The sequence below is a fragment of the Thermococcus thioreducens genome (assembly GCF_002214545.1).
GTDB lineage: Archaea > Methanobacteriota_B > Thermococci > Thermococcales > Thermococcaceae > Thermococcus > Thermococcus thioreducens.
On sequence record NZ_CP015105.1, the window covers coordinates 298,811 to 315,020 of the forward strand.

Below are 16,210 nucleotides of genomic sequence, written 5' to 3' on the forward strand. Positions count from 1 at the left end.
GATTTCACCTCTTCAGCAGGTCTTCTGCTCCGGTTGGCCCAAGGATGGCCGCCGCCGTTTGATTGTCGAGGAAGAACGGCACAACGCTCAAATCGCCTGTGAGGGCGCTCGTACCGTAGGATATACCCCAGACACGATATGCTGGCGTCTTGTCCATCCTTCCGAAGTAATAGTTGAGGAAGTAGTAATCCACGCTGCTCTGCCCATCTTCTACCGTTATTCCAAAGTTGTTGAATATATCAAAGAGCTTACGGTCGTAGTCAGCATTGGGCACCATAAAGCTGACGAGCCCGATGGGATAGTATTCGCCTCCATATTTCATTCCCAGCTCGTCCTGCATCTCCTTTGCCAGCTGGAAGTATTTGGCATGGTTGGTCACACTGTTTTCAAGGCGTTCAAAGAACGATATTCCGTTATACGTCCCAAAGTACTTCTGATCTACTATACATGATATCAGTGGTTGCAGGTCGTAGGCACGGGCATTGTATGCACTGCCTGTCTGGGGTGCCGATTCAACGGTGGTGGAGCTTACGGAGTCGGTTGTATAGTAGGGCATCCTGCCTATAACTATCCAATCGAAGTATGCGGCATTTATGAGGGCGCCCTGGGGCTGGCTGTCAATCACGATGCCAACTTTTGTAGGTGATACGGGCTCTTTGTTTATTCTCACGGTGGCGCTTCTTAGTGGATTGTCAACGTCCGTGAACTCAAGATCTACCCCGCCGGAAACAGGTGTAAATACAATCTGGTACCTGCGGTAGTCAGACAGCGTGGTGGGGTTGTCTGACACCAAGCTGTTTTCCCAGTTTTCGAGTATGGCCAGCGTGTCCTCATTGTGGTCGCTGAATCCTGGATTGTCGTCGATAAACTGTACCTTCTCTGTCTCTGTTGTTGTTTGGGTACCTCCGGCTTGCGTTATGGTGTAGCTCAGGTACTCGTCCTCTAGGTACTTGCGGACGAATACCCAGTCATATTCGCTGGGGCCTCCATTCCACTGCTCCAGGCCTACGGCGCGGTTGTTGCTGGCCCCAGCGTTGTAGGAGCTTCTCAGTGCCTTATTAGTCCAGTCTGAGAACTGGTATATGTCGGTCCAGAAGGGTGTTACTCTCAGTTCTATGTTCTGGAATGAGTTTAGTGTGTACTCCGTCGTACTGGAGTCATACCATCCAATCCAGTTGCTCGTCAGGACGTTGAACCACCACAGATACCCCCTTCCATCGCCGTAGTAGTTGATGTCCTCAATGCGGCCCCATCCCGTGCTCCTGCGGATGTTCCACATGATTCCAGGGTTGTCGACAAGCTTTCCTCTAATGTCCATTATGTATGTGCTCGGGAAAGTTGCCTTTGACCATATCCAGCTCCTGCTCGGAAGCCGGAGATAGCCGTTGCTTACGGTCGGATTTCCATGGGTGTCCCACTTCCCCGTATCCAAAGTTGTGCCTGTGAAGTCATCGAAGAACTCGAAGACCTGGTTCCCGTCTCCCCGGGTGAGTGTGCCCGTGTTGTATTTAATGTAAACTGTGGCGTTGTAGTGGTACACCCATCCGTTGCTCCAGGTTCTTCCGGTGTACGTGAGGTTAGTCTTTACCCATATCTGGGCGCCGGCCGTGTCCCAGTATTCTATCCAGAAGGGTATCCTGTTCTGGAGGAGCGGGTCGGAGTATGTGAGTATCTCCGCTCTGTTAGTTGCGGGGTCGGCGTTTATGCCGCTTATATTTGCGGCGCTGAGACGTATTGGCACCTGAACGTTTGTCGTGTCTATGAGCTCCGGCCCATCGTAGCGTACGATGACCTTAAGATAATTTCCTAAAGCCTGGGTTTCCGTGTAGTTGAACTCCGTCTCAACGCCTCCATCAAAGTCCAGAGCGGTGCTGTCCGGCTTCATCCTGAACCTCACGAAAAATGCGCCGTCTATTGCGTTGACCGTCTGGAGGGCGAGCTTTTCAGTCCCGCCTGGAACAACGAGGTGGCCGTTCCCGTCAAGATACGCGTCGGCTAGGCTGCTCCACAGGACGGGATTTATTGAGGTGCCGTCGAACGTGTCAATGAGCCAGAACAGATACTCCTTGTTATATCCGTCGGTGGCATAGGACGGGCTGTCTGTAAAGTAAATCGAGTAGTCAGTGCCGCTGGCCCTTATCCATATCCAGACGTAGGAGGTTCCCCAGTACTCTATCCAGAAGGGCACCGGGGTGCACGCGATATCGGACTTTTCATAAATCATCATCGAGGCGGTTCCATCGGTGTGGTATATGCCGGGGAATATTGAGGCTGGTATTTTTAGGAGCACAAGGCTTCCGTCAGCGTAGCTGGGTATCGTGATGTTAACCCTCCACTTGTAGTTGGATCCGCACCAGTGGTTAGTCGCACTAACATTGCCGAACACGAGGACACCCACGTCATCGTCGTTGAAGATCTCAAGCGGAGAGATTGGGACGCCGTTTATTGTGGTATTGACGATTATCGGGGCGGTAATGCCGGTTATGTCCCCGCTGCGAAGCACGTATCCATCTGCCCCATCTCCGGGGTATGAGTTGCCGTAGAATATGTGTCCTGTGTCCCAGGCTGTGGAGGAGTACTTGCCGAGTACATGGTCACTGGTGCTGGTGCCGTTCCCGTAGAGTGTTTTAACGGGCCTATCCATGAGTTCAGGGAAGGTGTACTCGCAGGGTTCAATTGAGCGGTAGTACCTGCCATAGGTGAGAGCCGAGAATATGGGATCCTCAAGGTTTTCGATTGAGATTATCGAGTAAACGTAGTTCTCCCTCGGTATTGGGCCGGTATAGACAACCTTGCCTGAGACGTCTGAAATCGTCACGTCCTTTATTCTGGCACGTATGACGATCCTGAACGCGTCAAGGGGGGCAACGGTTAGTTCTATGCTGCTCCTGAGGAAACTGCTCCTCTGGGATACGCTCATAGCCTCGATTTCGGCAATGGTTCTGTTCGCTATCTTCAGCTCATAGCCCTGTTTTCTAAGTTCAGTTGACATGTTGCCGAGCCAGCCTAAGACGGTTTGGTCTCTCATCAGCCTTTCGGAATAGTTACTCGCGACTTGAGGTGACTGGCCGAACAAAACTAGGTCGCGTATAGTGGCATTCGCCATACCGTCCGGGTCGTTTGGATCCAGAAAGTCCCGGGTGTTTGCAATGTAATCTACAACGGTAACTATCGCCCTCTTTCCGGATATCTCAAGGGTTCTCTGGAAGTCCATCTCAACGTACGATACCACCCTGTACGTTCTCTCAACCTGGGTTCTCTCGCTCTGACTCATTATTATCTGGGATGAAACGTCCTCATACGTGGCTAAGAGAAGCATGAGGGGTATCAGCAGGAGTATGGCCGTTGAGTTCATCAGAAATGCCCGCCGTTTCTTCATCCGTTCTCCCTCCAGACTCTAAGTGTTATTGTAATGGGCTGGAACAGGCCGGGTATGTTTCCCATCGACACGAAGACTATGTTTACCGTTGGTGGTAGCTGCACTAGTATTGGGTTTTCCTGCGTTCCATCTCCACCGAGGTTGCGGAAGAGCCTTATTATCGCATCATCAACGGCGTATCTGTCCATTCCATCGAGGAGATCCTGAGCGGTGACGTCACAGTACGGGGCATCTCCCGCGGTCACGTAGTGTGGTGATGTATCCCCGCTCCAGTAGTACGTTATGTTGTAACCGGAACAACCGGGCCTCAGAAGTTCCGGGAAAACGTCCCCATAGCCGGCGAATCCCTGAATAACGTATGTGAGCTCGCCATCTCCGTTGCTCGGCTGGAGGTAGTAACCCTGGCCGAGATTGATGTTTATCGTATTGGTCCCGGGCGCTATCGCGTTGGGGAGGGGGTTGTACTGGTAATCGAAGGTGTCTCTGGTATAGCCAACCCTGGCGAGTGCGTAGATGAAGGGGTTCGGGGGGTGCTGGTATATGTAGGTGGGGTCTATCGCGGGATTGTCAACGCGGATTGACTGCGAGGGTTCCCCGTAGTTAACGTAGTACAGCCACGGGAACTGGAACTTGACCCACAGTGGAGTGACGCCCTGGGGGACGTTGAAGTTTATGGTCACCGAGCGCGTCCAATCCTGGTTGGGAAGGGTGATAGGCTCAGTCACGTCTATCGTGTAGGATGTGATAAGAACGCCTGGAGTGTAATCTGCATAGACGAACGATTCGTTCCCTATTAGGTGAATGTTCGGGCTGTACCTGGTGTTCTCATTTCCAGCCCTCACGATTAGTGTTGTGTACCTGCTGGATATGTGGGTGTAGTTGTATCCCGCACTGGCCAGCGCGTTTGCTATCGTCGCGTTGTCCCAGTAGCACACTTTCACTCTGGTGGTGGAGTTGTACTGACATGGGGCGCTGAGCGGTACGGAGACCTCGTTGTTGAACATGAACGAGAGGGTAACCGGGGTGGTGGGTGAGACGTTCCCAACGGCTATCTGGACGCTGAGAGAGTCTATCTCGCCTGGAACGAAGAGGTACTTCCACGCGGTTATCCCATATCTGGCTGTGACGTCCTCGAAGTAGAATCTGTCAGTAAACCTGAGCGTGGATGGTATTGCCGTGCGGTATCTTATCCTTATATACTGAGCGCCGTCTTCACCGCCGTCGTATCCGGGCTTGTAAACCCTAACTTCGAACACGTTGTCTTCCCCGGGGTGGAAGTTCTCTATAAGGGCGTACCCACCGCTGGGGTTTGTATCCTGGATCAGCTGGTTGTTGTTAACGTACCCAGACCAGATAAGCTGGCCGTTGAGGTATATCTCGTAGTTGGATCCCACCCATGCGGGCTCTAGGAACCACGTTATCTCCTCCACCTGCGCATCTCGCGGAATGGCGTCCGCAGGGACTATGTATCTGATTATGACCTCATCGTTTTGATTGTCCGTCCGGGAGTATATGTACCCGCCCCTTATGGTGTACGTGTTCTCCTTGCTTCCCAGCTTGTTGAGAAACGCTCTCGCCATGTAGCCCCTCGGCGTCTGATTGTGGGCGTATCCGCTCAGTATCAGGGTTGCCGGTGTTACGTCTCTGGCCGCGGAGTAGTTGGAGCCAACCTTCCGGAGGTACGGGCTGGTGTAGTTGTTTATCATCAGTTCGTAGTTGTAGTCCCTGAGGGTGTTGTTAAGTACGTACCCCAAAATTATTTCGGCCTTGTGCTTTAGGTCTGCGGAGGGAAAGAGCGGCGCCGTTGCCCAGTAAGTGGCGACTATATCTATCGGGGACATGTCGGGGGTCACAAGCGTTGTGTTGATGACGGGGTCTGGGCCGGTCATCCACTCCTCCAGCTTCTCTGGGGGAACCAGCTCCCTTAAGGGAAGGGTTCTGAACATGGTTAGTGCATCGTCAGCGACGTATTTTGACTGGGAGCGCATGTACGTGGAATAAACCTGGGTGCTGGGGTTAATCTGGGTTATACTGACCACGAACATGGTGACTAAGAGGAGGGCAAGTATGGCGTCCAGGGTGAATATAAAGCCTCGCCTCTTCATGAGTCATCCCACACCCACAGTTTTAGCACCGCCAGACTCGCCTGGGGCTTCATGATGGTATCAATCCCGTTAAGGTCTGTTATCTCGGCCGTCGCTATGTCCTTCATCTCGTAGACCCAGACGTAGATGTCGAGGCTCTCTCCCGGGTTTATCTGGGTAAGGAACTCCTTCCAGGGGATTATCACGTAGTACGGATTCTCCGAGGTGTATGATTTGACATATGAGTTCCCGTTGACCGTCTGGTTTATGATCGCCTTGACGTTTGAATCGGCGGAGGTCTTGTATACCGCCATGACAGAGTACCCCGATATGTTGGTGCCCCTCATCCACGCCACGGCAACAATGTGGCCGGTGCTGTTGAATGCAACTTTGAGCGCCATGTAGTCGGGGATTGGAGTGTATATTGTCCCAACGTAGAGTTCAGCTGGGAGAGAATCGGCGGTGACGGTGTAGCTCCTGTTGTAGACCATCTTTGTCAGGGGGATCCTCCTCTCGGTGTATGTGACCCATGGTGAACGCTCCCTGGAGGCCGTTATCGCTGCTGGGTCACTCACGAAAGTGCCGTTTATCATGGTTATGTTGTAGTCTGCGTTCACAACCCTGGTTGCGTAGACGTACCTGATCGTCAGGTTGGTTGAGGAGACTGTTCCCCCCTGTCCCCACCATACTGTTCCCGTCCAGGTGGTCCATACCTGCTGTCCCAGACGGTGCAGGGGAATCCAGAGCTCGTAGGTGCCGTCGGCAAGCCTGTTCCATCCTATGAGAAGGTACCCTGTCTCAACGTCTATGTGGACGATTGAACCCGCTGGTATGTTGTAGTTCACCGGGCCTCCCTGATTTCCTGGGCCGACGAGGTCGAGCCTGACACTCCCGTCCTCCGCGAGCTTGAAGACGAAGCTTTCTCCAGCGGTTACATTTGTAACGTTCGCTATGTTCCCCACACCGGGAGCGTCGCTCCTCTCGGGGCTTATCCATTCAGCGATGAGCCCCAGTCCATATGCATATCCGGTGCGGGGAGTGACGGAGAGATGGCCCCCGGATGGGATGTCCACTGAGCCCTCGGTCTGGGGGGGTATGACTGTTACGTTCCCCTCAATCTCGACCCTTGTGAGGTAGAACCCCAGGGTGAAGTCCTTTCCCATGCTGATGTTTGCCAACAGCGCCCGTACTGTGGGGTCCTCGTTGGCAACGGCCTCACTGAGGGCTTCTATCTTCGCATAGTCTATGGTTGTGGGGTACTGGCTGTTCTCCAGCCCGATGAAAGCCAGATTGCTGGGGTCGGTCTGCCAGTTGTTCGGAGTTCCTGGGTTTTTGACGAGTATGTCCAGCATGTTGTCTCCCACGTTGGCCCGCTCGTACCAGCCGAGTACTGTTGTTATCTCACCTTTCAGGGTGCTTGAAGTGGTGGTTATAGTGCCAAGTAGCAGGATTATTATGACCATTGACAGCATAGCATCGAGCGAGAGTAGCTGGCCCCTCCTCATACTCTCACCACATCAACGTTTATCTCGATCTCTCTCCCGCCGAGGTAGAGCTTTCCATTCTGTTTGACCACGTTGGTCTTGGATATCAGGTCGTCCTCGATGTACTGTTTTATGTTCGCCTCAACGGTGCTTTCAGGAAGCCCGGCTCCAGTATAGGTTATCGTGACGTTGACCTGTATCGTGCCGTTAATCTCTGCCGTGCGCACCCCTGCGAGCTGAAACGCCCTGTACGTGTAGTTACTGGCGTTTATTATTGCGTTCAGGGGAGTGTAGATGCTCTCGTTAATAATGACTCCGGTATTCAGGTAGGCGCATGCATCTGAGGCGGAACCCCTAATGTAGGATATTATCGAAGAAGCTGTGTTCTCGTCCAGATACGTGGGAACCACCAGAAGGATCCCTGCGAGAATTATCGCTGTTATAAATAGAACCTCTATGGCCGTCTGTGCCTTACGGCGAGAGGGTGACATCCAGCCTCCCCCCCGTTTCGTTGTACGTTGCCACTATTTCAAAGTCCTTATCCGTCGCTGTAAGGGTCACAGAGGTGTTCTCGTATATCGGTACTGGGCTCTTCTGGATCACCCGGTATCCCCTCCCCCCTATTGTGGCGTTAACAACGACGCTGTCAGGGGCAACAAGACTGACGGTTACCCTGTCCCCCGCATCCAGGTTTATCGGGAGTTCCTTTCTCACGGTAAATCCCTCTCCGGCGGTGTAGACCTTGACAACTGAGTCCCTGACATCGATGGAAAATGCCTTCAGCTTTGCGATGGTGTCAAAGGTTTCGGAATGGGCTCTCTCGCTGTCGGCAATATAGGCTAGGTTGAGCATCGTGATGGTTATCAGGGTCACTGCAAAGAGGAAGTCAAGGCTAATCTGTCCCCGCTTCATCTTCAGCCACCGGGTTTTATGTTTATGTGGAGCTCGCCAGTAGCTGAATCAAATGTCCATGAATTGGGGTTGTCAGGGTTCCACTCCACGACTATCTCAAGGGTTCCGGGAAGGTCGGTTGGATCGATCTCAAGGCCGTAAACTGTGGTTGCGTTGAACGTGGTACTTCCCGAAGGCGACCACACGGAAGGGCTGGTGTAAAGGACGGCCTGGTACATGGCACGGCTCCAGAATACGTTTTTATCCCCGCCACTGAGGACAGCATTAACATTGGTTCCCACGACGGTAACGTACGTACCGTTTCCTTCGGTGCTGTAGTTTCCGTATGTTATGAATACCTTGGGGCTGTTCACACCCAGGCCTTTCAGGAGCATATCCGGGTCTCGCAGGTACGTGATCCTCACGTAGGTGGTCGACTTCGCTCCCGGACCCTGGGCGTAGACCTGGGAAATGGTGTTTGATATGGCGTTGGCGAGGTTCTTCTCTTCGAGGCTTATCTGGATGCGCAGGGTCTCGGTTGACGTGGAGCCCTCCCTGAAGGTTATGTTGTTTACCGAGTACAGCAGGAGGATGAGCATCATTCCGAAGATCAGCATGAACTCAAGTGAGACCTGACCGCGCTTTTTTATCACCATATTTCTCCCCTCAGTATGGTATATCTCTGAGCATCTATTTAATCGTTACTCCCGGGCTTTTCAGCGTTTACGACGGCGAAAAGACCTGTTCCAGCCTTTATAGTCATGACACCGAAGTAATCACCGCTGAATATTTTGAACTTATACCTCTCTGGCTGAAGGGAATGCTTTTCAATGAGCCCTTTCAGTTCATCAATAAAGAACTGCGTCAGCTCGTAGTAGATTAAATCAAGCTTTTCCCGGGTGGAATCCCTTATCAGAAGAACCGTGGGGAGCACTGCAAGCCCAAGTATAAGGTAAGGCTGGCCCAGCACTGCGGTAGCGACTGATGCGGCAGCGATAAGCGCACCTACTGCGGCGTAGCTCATCCTTTCCCTCTTCTTCGCTTCCTTGATCTCCTTGACCTTCTGCTCCCAGATGTCCAGCAGGGCAGGGTTGTAAAAGTCAAACGCGGTATGGCGCTTTCCCTTCGCTATCCGCTCCCTGATGAGGTCGTCCCAGTCGTCCCTGTAGTAGATTACCTCCCCGTGGAGCTTTGCCCTCTCCGCATCGAGGGAGGATATAATCCTGATGATGTCCTCGGCGCTCTCGTGGGCTATGTGGGAGTAGACCTCCTTCTCGTCCAGCTCCAAGGCCACCTCCACGGAATCCCGGATGGGCTCAGTCATTCTCCCCCCTCCGGAGCTTCCTGATTACCCCTTCTATGTCCCCTACCCCGTCGGGGAATATCTCCTTGAGCTCACTTCCCCCCTTAGCGTACACGTCGTCGAAGTCGGGCAGGCCGCTTAGGAGCTCTTTCTTTTTGGTCTCCGCTTCCTCCTTCGCTTCCATGAATGACTGGGCGTACCTCTTTGCGGTGATTATTATGTCCTCTATGCTCCTGCTCTCATAGATGCCGCTGAGGAGCGTAACGACCTCCACTTCCCTCTCGCGCGGGTCTGGATAGAAGCCCCGGAATATCTGCTTGCCCCTTATCTTGTTGGTGAGGTAATCTAGGGCCTCAAAGATCTCCGCCGCCTTCAGGGTCTCCGGCGGGCCGTGGATGGCGACCAGTCCGTAGAGCGCCGACTCAATGTTCGCCTCAAGGTACAGGCCCTCGCTCTCGAAGGACTTTATTATTAACCTGGAGAGGCTTTTGACTTTGTTCGCCTCGGCTTTGGCATAGCCGACTGTTGCAAAGCTTCCGAAGGCCTTCAGGACAAATTTCAAGTCGCTCGCATCCAGCGTCTGTTCGCCGGGGACGTCAACCAGGGCTAAGAGCGACGCTATCCTCTCAACGATGGTGTAGTTTATCCTCTCGTAGGCGCGCGTTATGTCATCACTGCCCTCCTTGAGCTTGTTGTTGTCTATGGCTATTATGGAATCGGCAATCTTGGAGAGCTTGTCGATGGTTATTGCGGCGTTTATGGTCGGTCTTATGCCCTCCTCTTTGAGGGGGAGCGCCCCTATCGCCACCACAAGGGAGTCTGGGTACTCCTCTTTGAGGGCTTTAGCTAAAACGGGCGTTCCCCCGGCGCCCGTCCCGCCTCCGAAACCGAAGGTCAGGAAGAATATATCGATGTCCTCGTAGCCTATTATTGAGCCTACTTTGCGCATGACCAGCGGTAGGTCGCGCTTCATGGCTTCCCTGCCGAGTATCGGGTTCGCGTTGACCCCCTTGCCTCCGGTCAGGCTCTCGCCTATCAGTATCCTCCGCTCATGTGGGACGTGCTTGAGGTAATCCAGGTCTCCCTTCGACGTGTTTATGGCCAGAGCCTCAAAATCAACCAGAGCGAAGAGGTCGGCTATCTTCGTCCCGCACTGGCCGACCCCGATGATTAGAGCCCTCACCTCTTAATCACCCCGCCACTATTACCCTCACCCTTCCGTTCTCGATGAGGAGAACCATCGCGTCTCCCCTTATGTATCTGATGAAGCCGGTGGTAAAGACTTCTTTGGCGATTCCTGCGTTCTCCGGTTCGTAGAGCACAAAGAGGACTACCCCCTTGGGGGTCTTACCCGGGACGAGGACAACGGCTTTGTTGGTGGGTACGGTGATGTTTCCGACGGTGACGGTTCCTTCCTCCACGTAGAACTTCAGGTACGGGTTGTATGGCCTGAGCGGGTAGTCTCCAAAGTTTGCCATGACTATGTAACTGTCCTCGTCAATCGAGGTCGTGTTGAGCTGGATAAAGCCGCCGCTGAAGAGGTCGTTGAGGGTATTTATTATCTCCCCGACGCTCTCGTTGTCCATGCCGGGCGCTATTATTCCGAACACATCGCTGTCAAGAGCACTCCTTATGTCGTAGAGGCTCACTGGAGGAACGTACTGGAAGCGTGAGAGGTAGTCTATTGCACTGGCAATCTCTATCGTCTTTTTGTCTATGGCACCGGAGTCTCTGGCGTTCATGACGAAGTCAAGGGTCTGGTTGGTGTAGTTGTAACCGTAGCCGATGAGGAGGTCGGTCGCCCTGACCGTGAGTTCAACTGTCGGGGTTCCGGGGAATTCCCTGTTCTTTTCCCAGACGTAGTACGTCTTCCAGTACGGCCAGCCCCCATTGAGTCTCTGATCGATGAGCCACTCGATATGGGGCTTAAGCTCTTCTGGGGTGGCTATCCCCTCCAGGGCCTCCAGGACGGTTATGGTCGTCAGTACGTCCGGTTTGAGCATGTAGGAGTAGTACTCGGTGGTTACGTATGTCCCCCATCCGCCGTTGCTTATGCTCAGGAGCCAGTCCTTTGCCTTCTGGATAAGGGGATCGTTTGCGGAAACCCCGAGCTCACGGAGGGCCTTGATCGCCAGGGCGGTCTCGTAGGGTTGCGGCCCAAGTACAGTGTTGCCCCAGAGGCCGTAGTCGAGCTGGACACTCCGTATCAGTTCCTCCGCCTGGGCTTTCTCCTCGGTGGTTATGTTGCTGTACATGAGAAGCGTTTTAAGGGCGTAGTAGTATCCGACGGACATCCTGTGGTTCTTCTCCATCCAGGCCGCGTCGTTCTTAAATGCCTCCCTCGTCCACGCGAGGGCCTTCTCTATGCTCTCCTCCTCAGGATAGCACGCCTGAATGGCGGTCAGTGCATAATAGGTGGCCTTTTCATCCGAGGGCTCGTTGAGTCCGAGGCCCCATCCGCCGTCAGGGTTCTGCATGTTTTTGAGCTCCTGACACGGCATCTCGTAGGGGTTCTTGACCTCCTTTGCAGGGGGCAGTTCGAAGGTGGTTGAAAGGGCCATGAGGGCGTAAGATGTGGTGGCTATGAGCTCCGTTGATGAGAACAGATCCGGAGTGTTCATCCAGTACACAAGGTCGTTTGTGCTTTTGCCGTATGATTCGAGTTTGATTAGTATTCTCGCGGTGTCAAAATCCACGGGAGTGTACAGGACAAGGGCGTACGTGAGCATGGCACGCTCCTTCATCTTCAGGCCGTCCTCGTTGAGGAGGAGCTCCTTTACGCTCTCCAACGTCTCGTTGGATACCTGGTAGCCTATGCTGTGGTAGGCTATGAGCCTGAGGGCGAGTGCCTCGTACTCGGGGATATCGCAGGTGGCGTTCTCCACGTACTCAACAGCGTTTCTGACTACCCTGCTGTTGTAGCTGTATCCGTTCTCGCCTAGGGCCCAGAGGGCCAGCAGCGTCGGATAGCAGGAGCTCGGTGTTCCGGGCACGTACCCCCAACCCGCCTTGTTTTCGGCAGAGAGAAGGTATGAAAGGCCGCGGTTGAGGGCTGATTTTATCTCCAGCCTCTCCAGGGTCTTGAGGTGCGGATAAGCCCTCTTGAGGGCTATGACGGCATAGGCCGTGTCGAGCACGTTGCTGGTCTCCCTGGGATAGAGACCCCATCCGCCGTCCGGATTCTGATAGCTGAGCATGCTGTTGACAAGGGTAACCAGGTCGGGTGTTATGTCCCAGTTCAGGTCACTGGCCCCCACCGAGAGGGCCATTATGGCCAGGCTTATCTCCCTCGTCTGTTGGGTGGATTTGGCGGCATCTTTGAGAAACCTTGCGGAGCCGTCTATTGCTCCGGCGCTAACGGCTGGAATCAGCATGAGAACAATCATTACTAGAGCCAGAACCTTCTTCATCACCTTACACCCCTAAGCTCATTCTAAGCGGCCAGAATAAATAAACTTTTTCCATAATGGGGAGAAGAGGGGGCTCAGTGTCCTATGAACCTGCCTTCCCTGCCGGAGCCGTGAGAATCAACGTCGTCCCTCATGATGAGCACGACCCTGCTCGGCTCGTACTCGTCCTCGATGTGGTATCCGGGGAGGTGCCTGACGAGCTCCTCAGCGAAGGCCCGTATCTCCTCGTGGCGGGGCATGTTGTTGATAGTCAGCCTGTTCCTCGAAAAGCCGACGAACATGTAAGCCTTGGCCTCAACGAACATCGGGTTGGCCAGCTTTATCAGCTTCGCGTAGCCCTCCGGGTTGTGCATGTTCTCGCCCTTGACGAGGGTGAGCCTGACCACCGTCCTCGTATCGGCGCTGCCCATAAGTCTGAGGAACTCCTTTATCTTGTCCCAACCATCTGGAATCATCGGCACGTTGACGCCCTTGTAGGTCTCGATGTCCGGAGCTGTCAGCGAGACGTAGAGCTGGGTCGGGAGCTTGTCCTCCCTGATCATCTCCTCAAGCCTTTCCGGGACGGTTCCGTTCGTGACTATGAAGGTGGTAAATCCGCGCTTGTGGAACTCCTCCACCAGGTCACCCATGTAGGGGTAGAGCATTGGCTCGCCGGAGAGGCTTATGGCGGCGTGCTTCGGGTTCCACGCCTCCTCGAACTTCTTCATGTTTATGCCCGGCATGCCCTTGTAGCCGACGAGGAGCTTGCGCTGGGCCTTTATGCTCTCCTCAACGATGAAGGCGGGGTCGTCCCATGGTTCTGGAAGCTCGGTTCCAAGGAAGCCCTCCATCGGGCGCCAGCAGAATATGCAGTTGTGGCTGCACCACGCTGTAACTGGTGTCATCTGGAGGCAGCGGTGGCTGTGTATCCCGTAGAACTTCTGCTTGTAGCAGAACCTGTCCTTCTTTATGCTCTCCTTTAGCCAGTGGCATAGCTTGACCGAGCTGTGCCTTCCCACCAGGGCGTAGTGCTGCTTCTTAAACAGTCTCGCGATCTCCTCGGGCATGTTGGGGTTAGACTTGAAAGTTAATGCCATTAGCCTCACCTAAATCTCTCTCTGGGTTCAACTCATGGAATCCTTTTAAAAAGGTGATGGGTCAGGAGTGGGATATTTTATCGTCGAAAAATAGTTCGGCAATCTGCGAAAACTTTAAAAGCTGGCCGTCGCTTTTTCCTCCATGTTCGAGAGAGTGAAGCCAGAACCCGCGCTAAATGCAAAGGAGATTAAAATTGACTTCTTTGAGGACGAGGTTGAGCCGGTTGAGAGGCCCAGGATTAAATTCCTCTTCGAGGTCAAACGCAATCGCTCAGCGTAGCGTTTATCAGGACGATGTCCTCGAAAAATACATGCATCCTAGCTGCTATTTTTCCCCTCAGCCCGGCTTTTTCCAGCTGTTTAATGGTCTCATCCACCCCGGTTATCGAGCTCTGGACTATCTGGACGACTCCGCAGGGCTTGAGGTATTCTGGGACTTCCCGGATAAACCTGTCGAGGACTTCTCTTCCACTTTTGCCCCCCACCAGTGCCAGGTCTATCGGCTCCTCCGGTTCGCCGGGGAGGTAGGGGGCGTTGAAGGTTATCACGTCGAACTTTCCGGAAACGTTCTCAAAGAGGTCGCTCAGGCGGAACTCAATGTTTTGGATGCCGTTCAGCCTGGCGTTTTCTCTAGCTAGTTCAACCGCGAGGGGGTTAATATCCACCCCCAGAACGAAGCGGGCTTTTCTGGCCATCAGAAGGGCTATCAGCCCTGTGCCCGTGCCGACGTCGAGTGCCCTGTCGCCTTCCCTGACCGCGAGGTTCTCCGCTAAGAGGAACGTGTCTTCGGCTGGTTCATAGACATCTGGATGAAGCTTGAGTTTGATACCGTAATAGGTGGGCATGACGTGGGGTATGATGTTCAGTTTTTGAACTTAACGGAGAGTGTTAACCGAAGCCGCTGATACTTTGTAAATCTGACACGTTCTTTTTTTCAAGTTGGATCCGGGACAACATCTCATCCTCAGAACTTTCAATTTTTCCACTGGTCACAACCCAAGGCTTAAATTATTTGTCATCAATGTTCTTGACTGCTTGTGGATGTATGTAAATGGGCAGGAAGGATATAACAATTGCTCTAGTGGCCCTGATTGTGCTTTCCCTTTTAGGGGTTCCAGCGACGGCAGAAAAGCCTGAGCTTGTTAGAGTGATAGTGCACGTGGACAGGGGACACTTCAACACGGCAGACGTTGCCACGATAGGCGGCCACGTTGTTTATCAGTTTAAGCTGATAGACGCGGTAGTAGTGGAAGTGCCTTCAACAGCCGTGGGAAGGCTCAAGAAGCTTCCGGGAGTCAAAATGGTAGAGTTTGACCACAAGGCGAGGATACTTGCCGGGCCACCCTCCTGGCTCGGAGGTGGACAGCCTTCCCAGCAGATTCCGTGGGGAATCAGCAGAGTCAGAGCCCCGGATGTATGGGGCATAACCGATGGCTCTGGAGGTGTTATTGAGGTCGCCGTTCTTGATACTGGGGTTGACTACGACCATCCGGATCTGGCTGGTAATATAGCATGGTGTGTTAGCACTCTCCGGGGCAGGGTTACAACAAATCCAGCCCAGTGTAAAGACCAGAATGGTCATGGGACACATGTTATAGGGACAATAGCCGCGCTCAACAATGACATCGGCGTTGTTGGTGTTGCTCCCGGGGTTGAAATATACTCCATCAGGGTTCTGGATGCAAGCGGGAGCGGTTCCTACAGCGATATAGCCATCGGAATCGAACAGGCCCTCCTTGGCCCCGATGGAATTCTCGACAAGGACGGCGACGGGATAATCGTCGGCGACCCGGACGACGATGCCGCAGAAGTTATAAGCATGTCCCTCGGAGGCCCAACGGACGACCAGTATCTCCACGACATGATTATCACGGCATACAACTACGGTGTGGTTATAGTGGCAGCGAGCGGCAACGAGGGAGCTTCCAGTCCCAGCTATCCCGCCGCATATCCTGAGGTCATAGCCGTTGGTGCGAGTGATGTAAACGATCAGATCGCTTCCTGGAGCAACAGACAGCCAGAAGTTAGTGCTCCGGGCGTTGACATTCTAAGCACCTACCCGGACGACACCTACGAGACCCTCAGCGGAACCAGCATGGCAACGCCACACGTCAGCGGTGTGGTTGCTCTCATACAGGCGGCCTACTACAACAAGTACGGCAAGGTTCTCCCGGTTGGAACCTTCGACGACATGGGAACCAACACCGTCAGGGGAATCCTCCACGTTACGGCCGATGACCTTGGGGACGCTGGCTGGGACATATACTACGGCTACGGAATAGTCCGGGCAGACTTAGCCGTTCAGGCGGCCATCGGCTGATTTTCATTTCTTATTTTTGCCATCCCCTGTTAAAAAGCTTGCAACAATCGGAGAGATGATTCTCAAGAAACGTTCTGAGACAATTTTGTATGAAGAGAAAAAGAAATCACTTCCTCTTCCACTCGGTGTAGCCGCACCTACCGCAGCTCCAGCGGTCCTTGTGCTCGGCCATAAACACTCCAGGACCGCAGCGCGGGCAGAACTTGTTCTTCCTCCTGACCTTACCGCCCTGAACCTCGTACATCTTCCACTTCTGCCCCATT

General features: G+C 53.6%; 14 protein-coding genes. 2 read left to right on the top strand and 12 right to left on the bottom strand.

What is annotated here, in order from left to right; genetic code table 11:
- Positions 1 to 4: 4 nt before the first annotated feature.
- The 10 genes from A3L14_RS01490 to twy1 form a co-directional block, all read right to left on the bottom strand.
- Positions 5 to 3,379 carry a DUF2341 domain-containing protein gene (locus tag A3L14_RS01490; RefSeq protein ID WP_074631466.1) on the bottom strand — a complete coding sequence of 1,125 codons (3,375 nt, stop codon included), beginning with the start codon at positions 3,377 to 3,379 and terminating at the stop codon, positions 5 to 7.
- On the bottom strand, positions 3,376 to 5,484 hold the full coding sequence (locus tag A3L14_RS01495) for a hypothetical protein (RefSeq protein WP_055429206.1): 2,109 nt from the start codon (positions 5,482 to 5,484) through the stop codon (positions 3,376 to 3,378). Before A3L14_RS01495 ends, A3L14_RS01490 begins: the two co-directional genes overlap by 4 nt.
- Positions 5,481 to 6,968: a hypothetical protein gene (locus A3L14_RS01500; protein WP_055429205.1), complete on the bottom strand. Its 1,488-nt coding sequence runs from the start codon at positions 6,966 to 6,968 to the stop codon at positions 5,481 to 5,483. Before A3L14_RS01500 ends, A3L14_RS01495 begins: the two co-directional genes overlap by 4 nt.
- A complete protein-coding gene (locus A3L14_RS01505; RefSeq protein WP_055429204.1) occupies positions 6,965 to 7,438 on the bottom strand; it encodes a hypothetical protein in 474 nt (157 codons plus the stop codon). Before A3L14_RS01505 ends, A3L14_RS01500 begins: the two co-directional genes overlap by 4 nt.
- Positions 7,419 to 7,859, bottom strand: coding sequence for a hypothetical protein (locus A3L14_RS01510; RefSeq protein ID WP_055429203.1), 441 nt, complete (start codon positions 7,857 to 7,859; stop codon positions 7,419 to 7,421). The genes A3L14_RS01505 and A3L14_RS01510 overlap by 20 nt, the downstream gene beginning before the upstream one ends.
- A gap of 2 nt (positions 7,860 to 7,861) precedes the next feature.
- Positions 7,862 to 8,494, bottom strand: coding sequence for a class III signal peptide-containing protein (locus tag A3L14_RS01515; RefSeq protein ID WP_198300094.1), 633 nt, complete (start codon positions 8,492 to 8,494; stop codon positions 7,862 to 7,864).
- 38 nt (positions 8,495 to 8,532) lie between these two features.
- On the bottom strand, positions 8,533 to 9,162 hold the full coding sequence (locus A3L14_RS01520) for a hypothetical protein (RefSeq protein WP_055429202.1): 630 nt from the start codon (positions 9,160 to 9,162) through the stop codon (positions 8,533 to 8,535).
- Positions 9,155 to 10,324: an FtsZ/tubulin family protein gene (locus tag A3L14_RS01525; RefSeq protein ID WP_055429201.1), complete on the bottom strand. Its 1,170-nt coding sequence runs from the start codon at positions 10,322 to 10,324 to the stop codon at positions 9,155 to 9,157. Before A3L14_RS01525 ends, A3L14_RS01520 begins: the two co-directional genes overlap by 8 nt.
- A gap of 7 nt (positions 10,325 to 10,331) precedes the next feature.
- Complete coding sequence (locus A3L14_RS01530; RefSeq protein ID WP_055429200.1) at positions 10,332 to 12,551, bottom strand: prenyltransferase/squalene oxidase repeat-containing protein; 2,220 nt, start codon at positions 12,549 to 12,551, stop codon at positions 10,332 to 10,334.
- Between the two features lie 74 nt (positions 12,552 to 12,625).
- On the bottom strand, positions 12,626 to 13,627 hold the full coding sequence (gene twy1 / locus A3L14_RS01535; RefSeq protein WP_055429199.1) for a 4-demethylwyosine synthase TYW1: 1,002 nt from the start codon (positions 13,625 to 13,627) through the stop codon (positions 12,626 to 12,628).
- 142 nt (positions 13,628 to 13,769) lie between these two features.
- Between twy1 and A3L14_RS11790 the strand changes: the two genes are divergently transcribed.
- Positions 13,770 to 13,907: a hypothetical protein gene (locus A3L14_RS11790; RefSeq protein ID WP_162840173.1), complete on the top strand. Its 138-nt coding sequence runs from the start codon at positions 13,770 to 13,772 to the stop codon at positions 13,905 to 13,907.
- On the opposite strand, the gene A3L14_RS01540 is transcribed toward A3L14_RS11790, so the two are convergent.
- The gene (locus A3L14_RS01540; RefSeq protein WP_055429198.1) at positions 13,885 to 14,472 is read right to left on the bottom strand and encodes a HemK2/MTQ2 family protein methyltransferase; all 588 of its coding nucleotides are present in this window, start codon (positions 14,470 to 14,472) and stop codon (positions 13,885 to 13,887) included. The genes A3L14_RS11790 and A3L14_RS01540 overlap by 23 nt on opposite strands.
- 206 nt (positions 14,473 to 14,678) lie before the next feature.
- Here A3L14_RS01540 and A3L14_RS01545 point away from each other — a divergent pair, with 206 nt between their 5' ends.
- On the top strand, positions 14,679 to 15,947 hold the full coding sequence (locus A3L14_RS01545; RefSeq protein WP_055429197.1) for a S8 family peptidase: 1,269 nt from the start codon (positions 14,679 to 14,681) through the stop codon (positions 15,945 to 15,947).
- 106 nt (positions 15,948 to 16,053) lie between these two features.
- On the opposite strand, the gene A3L14_RS01550 is transcribed toward A3L14_RS01545, so the two are convergent.
- Positions 16,054 to 16,209 (bottom strand): 30S ribosomal protein S27ae, encoded by a 156-nt coding sequence (locus A3L14_RS01550; protein ID WP_055429196.1) that lies wholly within the window; start codon positions 16,207 to 16,209, stop codon positions 16,054 to 16,056.
- Between the last annotated feature and the right edge of the window lies 1 nt (position 16,210).

Coding starts and splice junctions, on each gene's coding strand:
- A3L14_RS01490 (WP_074631466.1), bottom strand. CDS start 3,379: ATGAAGAAACGGCGGGCATTTCTGATGAACTCAACGGCCATACTCCTG.
- A3L14_RS01495 (WP_055429206.1), bottom strand. CDS start 5,484: ATGAAGAGGCGAGGCTTTATATTCACCCTGGACGCCATACTTGCCCTC.
- A3L14_RS01500 (WP_055429205.1), bottom strand. CDS start 6,968: ATGAGGAGGGGCCAGCTACTCTCGCTCGATGCTATGCTGTCAATGGTC.
- A3L14_RS01505 (WP_055429204.1), bottom strand. CDS start 7,438: ATGTCACCCTCTCGCCGTAAGGCACAGACGGCCATAGAGGTTCTATTT.
- A3L14_RS01510 (WP_055429203.1), bottom strand. CDS start 7,859: ATGAAGCGGGGACAGATTAGCCTTGACTTCCTCTTTGCAGTGACCCTG.
- A3L14_RS01515 (WP_198300094.1), bottom strand. CDS start 8,494: ATGGTGATAAAAAAGCGCGGTCAGGTCTCACTTGAGTTCATGCTGATC.
- A3L14_RS01520 (WP_055429202.1), bottom strand. CDS start 9,162: ATGACTGAGCCCATCCGGGATTCCGTGGAGGTGGCCTTGGAGCTGGAC.
- A3L14_RS01530 (WP_055429200.1), bottom strand. CDS start 12,551: ATGAAGAAGGTTCTGGCTCTAGTAATGATTGTTCTCATGCTGATTCCA.
- twy1 (WP_055429199.1), bottom strand. CDS start 13,627: ATGGCATTAACTTTCAAGTCTAACCCCAACATGCCCGAGGAGATCGCG.
- A3L14_RS11790 (WP_162840173.1), top strand. CDS start 13,770: ATGTTCGAGAGAGTGAAGCCAGAACCCGCGCTAAATGCAAAGGAGATT.
- A3L14_RS01540 (WP_055429198.1), bottom strand. CDS start 14,472: ATGCCCACCTATTACGGTATCAAACTCAAGCTTCATCCAGATGTCTAT.
- A3L14_RS01545 (WP_055429197.1), top strand. CDS start 14,679: ATGGGCAGGAAGGATATAACAATTGCTCTAGTGGCCCTGATTGTGCTT.
- A3L14_RS01550 (WP_055429196.1), bottom strand. CDS start 16,209: ATGGGGCAGAAGTGGAAGATGTACGAGGTTCAGGGCGGTAAGGTCAGG.